Annotated in this window: 11 protein-coding genes; all 11 read left to right on the top strand. The window is 42.3% G+C overall.

Annotation, left to right across the window (positions count from 1 at the left end; translation table 11 throughout):
- Window positions 1-11: 11 nt before the first annotated feature.
- The 11 genes from ACESOD_RS03235 to mecA all read left to right on the top strand — a co-directional run bounded on the left by ACESOD_RS03235 (window position 12) and on the right by mecA (window position 13,662).
- Window positions 12-2,696 carry a cation-translocating P-type ATPase gene (locus tag ACESOD_RS03235; RefSeq protein WP_373093972.1) on the top strand — a complete coding sequence of 895 codons (2,685 nt, stop codon included), beginning with the start codon at window positions 12-14 and terminating at the stop codon, window positions 2,694-2,696.
- Between the two features lie 110 nt (window positions 2,697-2,806).
- The gene (locus ACESOD_RS03230; protein WP_316107657.1) at window positions 2,807-3,217 is read left to right on the top strand and encodes a peptide deformylase; all 411 of its coding nucleotides are present in this window, start codon (window positions 2,807-2,809) and stop codon (window positions 3,215-3,217) included.
- 45 nt (window positions 3,218-3,262) lie between these two features.
- Window positions 3,263-3,985, top strand: a complete 723-nt coding sequence (yaaA, locus tag ACESOD_RS03225; RefSeq protein ID WP_373093970.1) for a peroxide stress protein YaaA — start codon at window positions 3,263-3,265, stop codon at window positions 3,983-3,985.
- A gap of 140 nt (window positions 3,986-4,125) precedes the next feature.
- Window positions 4,126-5,412 (top strand): homoserine dehydrogenase, encoded by a 1,287-nt coding sequence (locus ACESOD_RS03220; RefSeq protein WP_373093968.1) that lies wholly within the window; start codon window positions 4,126-4,128, stop codon window positions 5,410-5,412.
- Between the two features lies 1 nt (window position 5,413).
- Window positions 5,414-6,283, top strand: a complete 870-nt coding sequence (gene thrB / locus ACESOD_RS03215; RefSeq protein ID WP_373093966.1) for a homoserine kinase — start codon at window positions 5,414-5,416, stop codon at window positions 6,281-6,283.
- A gap of 276 nt (window positions 6,284-6,559) precedes the next feature.
- On the top strand, window positions 6,560-7,498 hold the full coding sequence (msrB, locus tag ACESOD_RS03210) for a peptide-methionine (R)-S-oxide reductase MsrB (protein ID WP_373093964.1): 939 nt from the start codon (window positions 6,560-6,562) through the stop codon (window positions 7,496-7,498).
- 49 nt (window positions 7,499-7,547) lie between these two features.
- On the top strand, window positions 7,548-9,272 hold the full coding sequence (locus ACESOD_RS03205) for an ABC transporter ATP-binding protein (protein ID WP_373093963.1): 1,725 nt from the start codon (window positions 7,548-7,550) through the stop codon (window positions 9,270-9,272).
- Between the two features lies 1 nt (window position 9,273).
- A complete protein-coding gene (locus ACESOD_RS03200) occupies window positions 9,274-11,022 on the top strand; it encodes an ABC transporter ATP-binding protein (protein ID WP_373093961.1) in 1,749 nt (582 codons plus the stop codon).
- 107 nt (window positions 11,023-11,129) lie between these two features.
- Window positions 11,130-11,255: a hypothetical protein gene (locus ACESOD_RS03195; RefSeq protein WP_265340260.1), complete on the top strand. Its 126-nt coding sequence runs from the start codon at window positions 11,130-11,132 to the stop codon at window positions 11,253-11,255.
- A gap of 40 nt (window positions 11,256-11,295) precedes the next feature.
- Window positions 11,296-12,555 carry a TRZ/ATZ family protein gene (locus ACESOD_RS03190; protein ID WP_373093959.1) on the top strand — a complete coding sequence of 420 codons (1,260 nt, stop codon included), beginning with the start codon at window positions 11,296-11,298 and terminating at the stop codon, window positions 12,553-12,555.
- Between the two features lie 369 nt (window positions 12,556-12,924).
- Window positions 12,925-13,662: an adaptor protein MecA gene (mecA, locus tag ACESOD_RS03185; protein ID WP_373093957.1), complete on the top strand. Its 738-nt coding sequence runs from the start codon at window positions 12,925-12,927 to the stop codon at window positions 13,660-13,662.
- Window positions 13,663-13,899: the final 237 nt, after the last annotated feature.

Below are 13,899 nucleotides of genomic sequence, written 5' to 3'. Positions count from 1 at the left end.
AGGAGACTGTTTTGTCAAAAGAACAAAATAAAGACTTGTTTTACACACAAACCTCAGAAGAAGTCCTAAAGAACTTGGACTCATCTATCGAAGGTTTGTCAACTGCTCAAGCTCAAGAACGCTTAGCGACTTATGGTCGTAATGAGTTAGAAGAGGGTGAGAAACGTAGCCTACTAGCTAAATTCCTTGATCAATTTAAGGACTTGATGATTATCATCTTGCTTGCGGCAGCGGCACTTTCTGTGATTACAGAAGGAATGGACGGTCTAACGGATGCTATTATCATCTTGGCCGTTGTTGTCTTGAATGCTGCCTTTGGGGTTTACCAGGAAGGGCAAGCAGAAGCAGCCATTGAAGCTCTGAAAAATATGTCTAGCCCGATGGCTCGTGTTCGTCGTGATGGTCATGTTATTGAGATTGACTCGAAAGAATTGGTACCTGGGGACATCGTCTTGCTAGAAGCTGGAGATGTGGTGCCTGCCGATATGCGTTTGCTTGAAGCGGCGTCTCTTAAAATTGAAGAAGCAGCTCTTACAGGGGAGTCTGTCCCAGTTGAAAAAGATGTGACAGGACTTGTTGAAGCAGATGCAGGTATCGGGGATCGTGTTAACATGGGTTACCAAAACTCAAACGTAACATACGGTCGTGGGATTGGTGTCGTAACCAATACTGGTATGTATACAGAAGTTGGTAAGATTGCAGATATGTTGGCTAATGCAGACGAGACAGAGACACCATTGAAGCAAAGCTTGGAACAATTATCTAAGGCCTTGACTTACTTAATCATTGTGATTGCAGTGATTACCTTCTTGGTTGGTGTCTTTGTTCGTGGAGAACATCCATTAGAAGGCTTGATGGTGGCGGTTGCCCTTGCAGTAGCGGCTATTCCAGAAGGACTTCCTGCCATTGTAACTATCGTTCTATCTTTGGGAACTACAACCCTTGCAAAACGTAATTCGATTGTCCGTAAATTGCCAGCGGTTGAAACGCTTGGTTCAACAGAAATCATTGCATCTGATAAAACAGGTACCTTGACTATGAACCAAATGACTGTTGAAAAGGTTTATACCAACGGTCAATTGCAAAGCTCTGCAACAGAAATTGCGGCTAGCAACAATACCCTCCGTATCATGAACTTTGCCAATGACACCAAGGTGGATCCATCTGGTAAGCTGATTGGTGACCCAACTGAGACAGCTCTTGTACAGTTTGGTTTGGACCACAACTTTGATGTTCGTGAAGTCTTGAAGGATGAGCCACGTGTGGCTGAATTGCCATTTGACTCAGACCGTAAGCTTATGTCGACTATCCATAAGGAAGCAGACTGTTCTTACTTTATCGCTGTCAAGGGTGCTCCTGACCAATTGCTCAAGCGTGTAACTCGTATCGAAGTAAATGGGGAAGTTCGCCCAATCACTGAGGAAGACAAACAAGCTATCCTTGCCACCAACAAAGACTTGGCTAAACAAGCCCTCCGTGTCTTGATGATGGCTTACAAGACAAGTAACGAAATTCCAACCTTGGAATCTGAAATTGTTGAATCTGACCTCATCTTCTCTGGTTTGGTCGGAATGATTGACCCTGAGCGCCCAGAAGCTGCAGAAGCTGTTCGTGTTGCTAAGGAAGCGGGTATCCGTCCGATTATGATCACGGGTGACCACCAAGATACTGCTGAAGCTATTGCTAAACGTCTCGGTATCATCGATCCAAATGATACAGAAGACCATGTCTTCACTGGTGCTGAGTTGAATGAACTCACGGATGAAGAATTCCAAAAAGTCTTCAAGCAATACTCTGTCTACGCGCGTGTATCTCCTGAACACAAGGTTCGTATCGTGAAAGCATGGCAAAAAGAAGGTAAGGTTGTTGCCATGACAGGTGACGGGGTCAACGATGCACCATCACTTAAGACAGCTGACATCGGTATCGGTATGGGGATTACAGGTACAGAGGTTTCTAAGGGAGCTTCTGATATGGTCCTCGCCGATGATAACTTTGCAACCATTATCGTAGCGGTAGAAGAAGGACGTAAAGTCTTCTCCAATATCCAAAAATCAATCCAATACCTCTTGTCTGCTAATATGGCTGAAGTCTTCACCATCTTCTTTGCTACCTTGTTAGGTTGGGATGTGCTTCAACCAGTGCATTTGCTATGGATTAACTTGGTAACAGATACGCTACCAGCCATCGCCCTTGGTGTGGAACCAGCTGAGCCAGGCGTTATGACTCACAAACCGCGTGGCCGTAAGTCTAACTTCTTTGATGGTGGTGTCTTCGGAGCAATCATTTATCAAGGGATCTTCCAAACGATGCTAGTTTTAGGTGTTTATGGTTGGGCTCTTCTCTTCCCAGAGCACCAAAGTCATACTGAAATCCATGCGGATGCCCTTACCATGGCTTTTGCAACTCTCGGTTTGATCCAATTGCTCCATGCCTTTAACGTTAAGTCGGTTTACCAATCAATCTTTAAAGTGGGACTCTTTACCAACAAGACCTTTAACTGGTCTATCCCAGTTGCCTTTGTACTCTTTGTGGTGACAATTTTGGTTCCTGGATTTAATAATCTCTTCCACGTTTCAAACTTGAGCTTGACTCAATGGATGGTTGTTGCCGTAGGAGCACTTATGATCGTGGTCCTTGTTGAGATTGTTAAAGCAGTCCAACGAGCGCTTGGAAAAGATAAAAACGCTATTTAAACAATCATGAAAAGTCATCTTCGGATGGCTTTTTGTTTATATATAAAGATAAACTGCCAAAGATTTTGTGCTATAATCAAGTAGACTGATATCGTATGGAGGAAAGAGTCTTGGAAAAGAAAATTGTAAAAGATATCTTGTTTTTGTCGCAGGTATCCCAGCCTGCAAGTCAGGAAGATCTACCCCTAGCAAAGGATTTACAAGATACTCTGCAGGCTAATCGAGAGACCTGTGTTGGACTAGCAGCCAATATGATTGGGGTGCAAAAGCGAGTGATTATTTTTAATATCGGCATGATTCCCATGGTCATGTTTAACCCCGTTCTCAAGTCTTTTGAAGGGCCATATGAAACGGAGGAAGGATGTTTGTCTTTGACAGGAGTAAGACCGACGACTCGGTATGAAAAAATTACAGTAAGCTACAGAGATATTCATTGGAAAGAACAGACCATTACCCTGACAGGTTTTCCGGCTCAGATCTGTCAGCATGAACTCGATCATTTAGAAGGTCGTATTATTTAGGCTCAAATTCTTGGTGCACCTAGAAAAATATGTTACACTAAGACTATGAAAATTCTAATCCCAACTGCAAAAGAAATGAATACAAATGTTCCTAGTTTAGATGCAAATCCCTTGCGTCCTGAAAGTCAGGCTGTACTAGACGAACTAACTATATATTCTGCTCAAGAACTGGAAAATTTTTATAAAATTTCTGCTGAAAAAGCACAAGAAGAGTATGAACGCATCCAAGCTTTAAAAAATGGAACTGCAAGCTCTTATCCTGCCTTGCACCTCTTTGATGGACTTATGTATCGTAACATCAAACGGGACAATCTAACCAAGGCTGAACAAGCCTATCTGGAGAAACACCTCATGATAACGTCAGCTCTTTACGGTGTGATTCCAGCCTTTGCACCGATTGCACCTCACAGACTGGACTTTTTGATGAAGCTTAAAATCGCTGGGAAAAGCCTGAAAAGTCACTGGCAGTCAGCTTATGAAGAGTCGGTGAAGGGTGAAGAACTAATCTTTTCACTCTTGTCTTCGGAATTTGAAACTGTCTTCTCTAAAGAGGTTCGCGAGCAAATGGTGACCTTTAAGTTTATGGAGAACAGAGATGGAAAACTTAAAGTCCACTCAACCATTTCAAAGAAAGCTAGGGGTGCTTTCTTAACAGCCTTGTTGGAAAATCAGGTGACTTCGGTAGAAGAAATCAAAAAGCTCAGCTTTGCAGGTTTCCACTATCGAGAAGACCTGTCTACTGGCAAGGAATTGGCTTTTGTGAAATAGATTGAAAATAGAGTCTGCCCTAGGTTGTATCAGGGCAGGCTTTTTTATGATTTGACGCTTCTATTTTTAGTTCAGAATGGTAGGAATTTTCTCACAATTTTGGTATAATAGGACTATTAGAAAATTTCGAGGAGACAAATATGTCAGTTAAGATTGCTTTACTTGGATTTGGTACAGTAGCCAGTGGTGTACCATTCTTACTAAAGGAAAATGGAGAAAAAATTGTTCAAGCAGCACATTCAGAAATTGAAGTAGCTAAGGTTTTGGTCAAAGACGATGAAGAGAAATCACGCTTGCTTGAGGCAGGAAATGATTTTAATTTTGTAACAAATATCGATGAAATCTTGTCAGACAAAGACATCACTATTGTTGTTGAGTTGATGGGACGTATCGAGCCTGCTAAAACATTTATCACTCGTGCATTAGAAGCAGGGAAACATGTCGTGACAGCCAACAAGGACCTTTTGGCTGTTCATGGTGCAGAATTGCTTGAGATTGCCAAAGCTCATAATGTTGCTCTTTACTATGAAGCAGCTGTTGCGGGAGGAATTCCAATCCTTCGTACCTTGGTTAACTCACTAGCATCAGACAAAATCACTCGTGTTCTTGGTGTTGTCAATGGAACATCTAACTTCATGATGACCAAAATGGTAGAAGAAGGCTGGTCTTATGCAGATGCCCTAGCTGAAGCTCAACGCCTTGGCTTTGCTGAGAGCGACCCAACCAATGACGTTGACGGGATTGATGCAGCCTACAAGATGGTCATCCTCAGCCAGTTTGCTTTTGGAATGAATGTCAAATTTGAAGATGTGGCCCATCAAGGAATCCGCAACATCACTCCAGAGGATGTGGCAGTTGCCCAAGATCTTGGGTATGTGGTTAAATTAGTAGGTTCTATCGAAGAAACACCATCTGGAATCGCTGCCGAGGTTACACCAACCTTCCTTCCTAAGGCTCACCCACTTGCAAGTGTCAATGGGGTCATGAATGCAGTCTTTGTAGAGTCTATCGGGATTGGTGAATCAATGTACTACGGACCAGGTGCTGGACAAAAACCAACTGCAACGAGTGTCGTAGCTGATATTGTTCGTATCGTTCGTCGCTTGAATGACGGTACCATTGGAAAAGCCTTTAACGAATACCATCGTGACCTTGTTTTGGCTCAGCCAGAAGATGTCAAAGCCAACTACTATTTCTCAATCTTGGCTCCAGATTCAAAAGGTCAAGTCTTGAAATTGGCTGAGCTCTTTAATGCAGAAGATATTTCCTTCAAGCAAATCTTGCAAGATGGTAAGCAAGAAGGCAAGGCTCGTGTTGTTATCATCAGCCATAAGATCAACAAGGCGCAACTTGAAAATATTACATCAGCTTTGAAGGGTGTATCTGAGTTTGAACTTCTCAATACCTTCAAGGTTTTAGGAGACTAAGATGAAGATTATTGTACCTGCTACAAGTGCTAATGTGGGTCCTGGTTTTGACTCAGTTGGTGTAGCTGTAACTAAGTATCTAGAAATTAAGGTTTATGAAGAACGTGAAGAATGGATGATTGAGCACCAACTAGGTAAATGGATTCCACGTGACGAACGTAATCTTTTGCTGAAGATTGCTCTACAAATTGTTCCAGATCTACAACCAAGACGTCTGAAGATGATCAGTGATATTCCACTTGCGCGTGGACTAGGTTCATCGAGCTCTGTCATCGTTGCAGGGATTGAACTGGCAAATCAATTAGGAAATCTTAAATTAAGCGATCACGACAAATTGCAATTGGCGACTAAGATCGAAGGGCATCCTGACAATGTTGCGCCGGCTATCTATGGTAATCTGGTCATTGCAAGCTCAGTAGAAGGTCAGGTTTCAGCAGTAGTAGCGCCTTTCCCAGAGTGTGCTTTCCTAGCTTATATTCCAAACTATGAATTGCGAACTCGCGATAGTCGTGGTGTCTTGCCTAAGAAATTATCATACAAGGAAGCTGTTGCAGCAAGTTCAATCGCCAATGTGGCTATCGCAGCTCTATTGACAGGAGATATGGTCAAAGCTGGTCAAGCTATCGAGAGTGACCTTTTCCACGAGCGTTATCGTCAAGATTTGGTGCGAGAATTTGCGACCATCAAAAAAGTTGCCAAGAGAAACGGTGCTTATGCGACCTACTTGTCTGGCGCTGGGCCTACTGTCATGGTTCTAGCTGATCCTGATAAGATGCCGAAGATTAAGGCAGAGCTTGAAAAACAACCGTTCAAAGGCAAGCTTCATGATTTGCAAGTAGACACACAAGGCGTTCGCGTCGAAGAAAAATAAATATAGCGATAGGATGGGGAAACTCTCTATTAGAGGGCTTCCTGTCCTTTTTTTGAAAATGAAACGTGGGAACTGATACTCAATGAAAATCAAAGAGCAAACTAGGAAGCGAGCTGTAGGTTGCTCAAAGCACTGCTTTGAGGTTGTAGATAAGACTGACGATGTCAGTTACATATATCTACGGCAAGGCGAAGCTGACGTGGTTTGAAGAGATTTTCGAAGAGTATGAAATGTTTCCCGTGTTTATCGACCGATAGAAGGTCAAGGAGGTATGAGATGGCAGAAATATATCTGGCAGGTGGTTGCTTTTGGGGCTTAGAGGAATACTTTTCCCGTATTTCTGGAGTGTTGCAAACCAGTGTTGGTTATGCTAATGGTCAGGTAGAAACTACCAATTATCAATTAATTAAAGAAACAGATCACGCAGAGACTGTGCAAGTTATCTATGATGAAAAGACAGTGTCGCTCCGTGAGATTTTGCTCTATTATTTCCGAGTCATTGATCCTTTATCTGTCAACCAACAAGGAAATGACCGTGGTCGTCAATACCGCACAGGAATTTATTACCTAGATGAAGAGGATTTGCCAACTATCTATGCTCTTGTCCAAGAGCAGGAGCGCATGCTCGGTCGCAAGATAGCGGTAGAAGTGGAGAAGCTTCGTCACTATATCTTGGCTGAGGACTATCACCAAGACTACCTCAAGAAAAATCCTGGTGGTTATTGCCATATCGATGTGAGAGATGCAGAGAAACCACTGATAGACGCAGCTAACTACGAAAAACCTAGTCAGGAAGTATTACGAGAACAACTGTCTGAAGAGTCCTATCGAGTCACGCAAGAGGCAGCGACGGAAGCTCCCTTTAGCAATGCCTACGACCAAACCTTTGAGGAAGGAATTTATGTCGATATCACGACAGGAGAGCCCCTCTTCTTTGCCAAGGATAAGTTTGCATCAGGCTGCGGTTGGCCAAGTTTTAGCCGTCCTATTTCCAAGGAACTCATTCATTACTATCAGGACTTGAGTCATGGAATGGAGCGAATCGAAGTCCGTTCACGTTCTGGCAATGCTCACTTGGGACATGTCTTTACAGACGGACCTCAGGAACTAGGTGGTTTACGCTATTGTATCAATTCTGCATCCTTACGATTCATTGCTAAGGATGAAATGGAAGAGGCTGGTTATGGCTACCTGCTTCCATATTTGAATAAGTAAAAAGATGGTGGTTTTTCCACCTTCTTCATTTTGGAAATAGAAGGGACACATGAAACAATTACTTTCTTACTTTAAACCTTACCTCAAGGAGTCGTTTCTAGCGCCCTTGTTTAAGCTGCTAGAAGCCGTTTTTGAACTCTTGGTTCCCATGGTGATAGCTGGGATTGTCGACCAATCTATCTCCAAAAAAGATCAGGGTCACCTCTGGATGCAAATGGGTTTCCTCTTTGTTTTTGCGGTTATCGGAGTTTTGGTAGCCTTAGTTGCTCAATTTTACTCAGCCAAGGCAGCAGTAGGATTTGCCAAGGAGTTGACCAATGACCTCTATCGTCATATTCTTTCCTTGCCCAAGGATAGTAGAGACCGTTTAACGACCTCGAGTTTGGTGACACGTTTGACTTCAGATACCTATCAGATTCAGACAGGGATCAATCAATTTTTACGCCTATTTTTAAGGGCTCCTATTATTGTTTTTGGTGCCATTTTTATGGCTTATCGTCTCTCACCTGAATTGACCTTCTGGTTTTTGGTCATGGTTGCCATTTTGTCCTTTGTCATTGTCGTGTTATCACGCTTGGTCAATCCTCTCTATAGTATTTTGAGAAAGAAAACAGACCAGCTGGTTCAGGAAACACGCCAACAGATACAAGGGATGCGCGTGATTCGTGCCTTTGGCCAAGAAAAACGAGAGATTGAACATTTCCAAGCACTCAACCAAGTCTATACAGCCATCCAAATGAAAACAGGATACTGGTCTAGTCTCTTGACACCCTTGACCTATTTGATCGTCAACGGAACTCTGCTGGTGATTATCTGGAATGGCTATATTTCTATCCAAGGAGGCTGGCTCAGTCAGGGTGCCTTGATTGCCCTAATCAACTATCTCTTACAGATCTTGGTAGAGTTGATTAAACTAGCCATGCTGATTAATTCACTCAACCAGTCCTATATATCAGCTAAGCGAATTGAGGAAGTCTTCGCTGAAGAACCTGAAGATATTCATTCTGAGATTCAGGTGGGGAAAGTGTCTCGGAATCAAGTTTTACATGTTCATCACTTGAGCTTTACCTACCCAGATGCTGCCCAACCATCCTTGAGAAATCTTTCTTTTGATATGCAACAAGGGGAGATTCTTGGGATTATCGGAGGAACTGGTTCTGGTAAGTCAACCTTAGTGCAGGTCCTACTTGGCCTCTATCCGGCAGATAAGGGAAGCATTTCCCTTTATCGAGATGGATGTAGTCCTCGCGATCTTTCTGAATGGCGTTCTTGGATGGCCTATGTCCCTCAAAAGGTTGAACTTTTTAAAGGGACTATTCGTTCTAATTTGACTCTGGGTATGGAAGAGCCTGTCTCGGACCAAGAACTCTGGCAGGCTTTGAAAATTGCCCAAGCCAAGGATTTTGTCAGTGATAAGGAAGGTCAGCTGGATGCAGAAGTCCAAGCAGGCGGTCGTAATTTCTCAGGTGGGCAAAAACAACGTTTGTCTATTGCCCGAGCAGTCTTGCATCGAGCACCATTTCTCATCTTGGATGATGCGACTTCAGCACTTGATACCATTACTGAATCCAATCTTCTGAAGGCTGTTCAGGAAAACTTGCCTGATATTAGTTTGATTTTGATTTCCCAACGAACTTCGACCTTGAAGATTGCAGAGCAGATTCTTCTTTTAGAAAAAGGTCAACAATTAGCACTTGGAAATCATGAGGAATTGATGAAGATTAGTCAAGTCTATCGTGAAATCAATGCATCCCAACATGGAAAGGAGGATTAGAATGAAAGGCAAACACGCAAGTCAAACCCTCAAACGTTTGGCAAAAGATTTAGCTGGCCATCCCGTTCTTCTTTTCCTAGCTTTCTTGGGAACCATTGCCCAAGTAGCCCTATCAATCTATCTGCCAATCTTGATTGGACAGGTAATTGACCAAGTCCTAGTGACGGGCTCATCTCAGGTATTTTGGCAGATTTTTCTCCAGATGATATTGGTGGTCATAGGAAATACACTAGTTCAATGGGCTAATCCCCTCCTCTATAATCGACTGATTTTCTCCTACACTAAAGATTTACGCGAAAAAATCATTGAAAAGCTCCATCGTCTTCCGATTGCCCTTGTAGATAGACAAGGTAGTGGAGAAATGGTCAGCCGTGTCACGACAGATATCGAGCAGTTGGCAGCGGGTCTGAATATGATTTTCAACCAATTTTTCATAGGAGTTTTGATGATTTTGGTCAGCATCCTTGCTATGCTCCAAATCCATCTATTGATGACTCTCTTGGTTCTGCTCTTAACACCTCTATCTATGGTCATTTCACGCTTTATCGCTAAGAAATCCTACCATCTCTTTCAAAAGCAGACAGAGTCTAGGGGTATTCAGACTCAATTGATAGAAGAATCGCTCACCCAACAGAACATTATCCAGTCCTTCAATGCTCAGGAAGAATTTATCGAGAGACTTCATGAGGCAAATGACAACTACGCAGGTTATTCTCAGTCGGCTATCTTTTATTCATCGACAGTAAATCCTTCCACCCGTTTTGTCAATTCCCTTATTTATGCCCTACTAGCTGGTGTTGGAGCCTTGCGCATCATGGCGGGTTCTACTTTGACGGTTGGGCGTTTAGTGACCTTTTTGAACTATGTGCAGCAGTACACCAAGCCTTTTAATGATATTTCATCAGTCTTAGCTGAGTTGCAAAGTGCCTTAGCTTGTGCAGAACGTGTTTATGCTGTGTTGGAAAGTCCGGAGATTACAGAAACTGGTCTTAAAGAATTGAACAGCGACCAAGTCAAAGGAGCTATTTCCTTTAAGCATGTTTCTTTTGGCTATACTCTAGAAAAAATATTGATTAAGGACTTGTCTATTGATATTCCAGCTGGTAGTAAGGTTGCTATCGTAGGACCAACGGGTGCTGGGAAGTCTACCATCATTAATCTTCTTATGCGTTTTTACCCGATTAACTCTGGAGATATTTTATTGGATGGTCATTCCATTTATGACTATACTCGAGCTTCTCTTCGACAGCAGTTTGGGATGGTGCTTCAAGAAACTTGGCTCAAGCAGGGAACCATTCATGACAATATTGCCTTTGGTAATCCTGATGCTAGCCGAGAGCAGGTCATTGCAGCAGGCAAGGCAGCAAATGCGGATTTCTTTATCCAACAATTGCCCCAAGGTTATGATACCAAGCTTGAAAATGCAGGGGAATCCTTGTCTGTTGGTCAGGCTCAGCTTTTAACCATTGCCCGTGTCTTTCTAGCCATTCCTAAGATTCTTATCTTAGATGAGGCGACTTCATCCATCGATACCCGTACCGAGGTGCTGGTTCAGGATGCCTTTTCCAAACTCATGAAGGGGCGAACAAGCTTCATCATTGCCCACCGTTTATCGACCATTCAGGATGCTGATTTGATTCTTGTCTTGGTGGATGGAGATATTGTCGAGTATGGCAATCATGAGGAACTCATGACGAGAAAAGGCAAATACTATCAAATGCAGCAAGCAGCAACTTTTATCCCAGAATAAATGGGAAAGCCATTATAATGCCAATGAACAAACAAGAAAAGTTGCCTTCGGGTGACTTTTTTGTTACAATAGCTAGAAAAATTATCTGGTATGAAAGCTAATACTCAATGAAAATCAAAGAGCAAACTAGGAAACTAGCCGCAGGTTGCTCAAAACACTGTTTTGAGGTTGTAGATGGAACTGACGTAGTTAGTATCCTACACATACGGCAAGGCAACGTTGACGCGGTTTGAAGAGATTTTCGAAGAGTATAATTTAGAAAAGGAGCCTAGTATGAAAGTCTTTCAGCATGTAAATATCGTGACTTGTGACCAAGATTTCCATGTCTACCTGGATGGTATCTTGGCTCTTGAAAATTCTCAAATTGTCTATGTTGGTCAGGAAAATCAAGAAATTCTCAAACAAGCAGATCAAATCATAGACTATCAGGGTGCCTGGATTATGCCTGGCTTGGTTAACTGCCATACTCACTCTGCCATGACAGGCTTGAGAGGCATTCGTGATGATAGCAATCTCCACGAATGGCTGGAGGACTATATCTGGCCAGCAGAAGCAGAATTCACACCAGAGATGACTACAAAGGCCGTCAAAGAGGCGCTAACAGAGATGCTCCAGTCAGGAACGACAACTTTCAACGATATGTACAATACTAATGGAGTGGAGATAGAGAAGATTTATGAGGCAGTCAAGGCATCCAAGATGCGTTGCTATTTTTCTCCAACCCTCTTTTCTTCAGATGTGGAAACGACAGCTGAAACTATAGCCAGAACTCGAGCTGTTATCGAGACAATCAAAGGCTATCAAGACCCAAATTTTAAGGTTATGGTGGCCCCTCATTCGCCCTACAGTTGTAGTCGAGATTTGCTGGAGGCAAGTCTTGAGCTAGCAAAAGAAGAAAATATTCCTCTTCATATCCATGTTGCAGAAACACAGGAAGAGTCAGGTATTATACTGAAACGTTATGGTAAACGTCCAATAGCCTTTCTAGATGAACTTGGGTATTTAGATCATCAGGCTGTATTTGCTCACGGTGTGGAGATAAATGAAGCAGAGATTGCCCGCTTGGCAGATTCGCAAGTCGCTATCGCCCACAATCCTATCAGCAATCTCAAACTAGCCTCAGGGATTGCACCAGTCGTCCAACTTCAAAAGGCGGGAGTGCCAGTCGGGATTGCGACTGACTCAGTTGCTTCTAACAATAACCTCGATATGTTTGAGGAAGGACGCACGGCAGCCCTTTTACAGAAAATGAAGAGTGGTGATGCCAGCCAATTTCCAATTGAAACTGCCCTCAAGGCACTGACCATTGAAGGAGCCAAGGTGTTGGGAATGGATGATGAGATTGGTAGTCTAGAAGTTGGCAAGCAAGCAGACTTTCTCGTCATTCAGCCCCAAGGAAAAATCCATCTCCAACCTCAAGAAAACATGCTCTCTCATTTAGTTTATGCTGTTAAATCCAGTGACGTTGATGACGTATACATTGCAGGTGAGCAAGTCGTGAGAGCTGGGAAGGTACTGACAGTAGATTTATAAGTGATACTCTTTCTAATTTTTTTAAAGCTAGGTCGGTGTCGTCTTGACCTCGTTTGCTCTAACAAGTTCATTGAGTGAGTATTTATTGTGTAGGCTGTATAGAAAAAGAGGACTCTGTAAGGTCTTCTTTTTGTTGCATAATATTTAATCTGAACACTTTTGAGAGGGATACAGACCTTTATCCTCTTTTAATCCTTGCACGAACTAGGTCAAGTATATCAGATAGTGTTTTGTCTATGATAATAAAGAGTTTGATGACGTAATAAGTATTCTACACTAGATATTAATCGATACCCCAACGCCATTCTTTTGATAAAATCTGTGAAATCTTGTATAATAGATAGAACTGAAAGTATGAGGTTACGAACTATGAAAATGAAACAAATCAGTGATACGACTTTAAAAATCACCATGTCTTTAGAAGATTTGATGGATCGTGGAATGGAAATCGCAGACTTTCTCGTTCCACAAGAGAAAACAGAAGAATTTTTCTATGCAATCTTGGATGAGCTAGAGATGCCAGATAGCTTCTTGGATACAGGTATGCTCAGCTTCCGAGTGACTCCAAAGCCTGATAAGGTTGATGTTTTTGTGACAAAATCTAAGATCGACCAGAATTTAGATTTTGACGATTTGGCAGATCTTCCTGATATGGATGAGTTGGCTAAAATGTCTCCAGATGAGTTTTTAAAAACCTTGGAGAAAACCATGGCAGAAAAAACTAAAGATGATATTGAAGCTATTCAATCTTTAGAACAGGTTGAAAAGGAAGAAGAAGCAGCGCTTGATGAAGCCCTAGAAGTAGAAGAAGGAAAAAGAGAGCCTTATATCTACTACATCTTACATTTTGACGATTTATCTAGTTTGGTTTCTTTTGCCAAAACGGTTGACTACCAAATGGAAACTTCAGAACTCTACAAGATGAATGATCAGTACTATCTGACAGTCTTAGTTGATGTAGAAGATCAACCTAACCTTTATCCAGCTTGGTTGTTGGCACGTATGCGAGAATTTGCGGATGATAGTGATATCAGTCGTTCTGTCCTACAAGAATATGGGCAACTACTCATCAATCATGATGCTGTCCAAGGACTCCAAAAAGTTTAATCTAGAAAAAGAGGTTGGGACAAAAGATCCCGACCTCACTTTTTATTAGCAATCAAACTTTGACGCGGTAGCTGATTGAACTTTTTGTTCGTCTTTTAGACTCCAAAAATCTCCTAATCATCCTCGCGGGGCTAGGACTACGAAATCGAGACTTTGTCTATCGATTTCTGTCCCACCGCCTTTTGTTATCTTTTCTGTAAAATCTAGTTTTTAAAATCTTGGATACAGTTTGTATCA

The organism is Streptococcus oralis, from assembly GCF_964238205.1.
GTDB classification, from domain to species: domain Bacteria; phylum Bacillota; class Bacilli; order Lactobacillales; family Streptococcaceae; genus Streptococcus; species Streptococcus oralis_CZ.
Note: the sequence above shows the minus strand (reverse complement) of the source record. Positions and strands in the feature narration are given on the sequence as shown.

Coding starts and splice junctions, on each gene's coding strand:
- yaaA (WP_373093970.1), top strand. CDS start 3,263: ATGAAAATTCTAATCCCAACTGCAAAAGAAATGAATACAAATGTTCCT.
- ACESOD_RS03220 (WP_373093968.1), top strand. CDS start 4,126: ATGTCAGTTAAGATTGCTTTACTTGGATTTGGTACAGTAGCCAGTGGT.
- thrB (WP_373093966.1), top strand. CDS start 5,414: ATGAAGATTATTGTACCTGCTACAAGTGCTAATGTGGGTCCTGGTTTT.
- msrB (WP_373093964.1), top strand. CDS start 6,560: ATGGCAGAAATATATCTGGCAGGTGGTTGCTTTTGGGGCTTAGAGGAA.
- ACESOD_RS03205 (WP_373093963.1), top strand. CDS start 7,548: ATGAAACAATTACTTTCTTACTTTAAACCTTACCTCAAGGAGTCGTTT.
- ACESOD_RS03200 (WP_373093961.1), top strand. CDS start 9,274: ATGAAAGGCAAACACGCAAGTCAAACCCTCAAACGTTTGGCAAAAGAT.
- ACESOD_RS03195 (WP_265340260.1), top strand. CDS start 11,130: ATGAAAATCAAAGAGCAAACTAGGAAACTAGCCGCAGGTTGCTCAAAA.
- ACESOD_RS03190 (WP_373093959.1), top strand. CDS start 11,296: ATGAAAGTCTTTCAGCATGTAAATATCGTGACTTGTGACCAAGATTTC.
- mecA (WP_373093957.1), top strand. CDS start 12,925: ATGAAAATGAAACAAATCAGTGATACGACTTTAAAAATCACCATGTCT.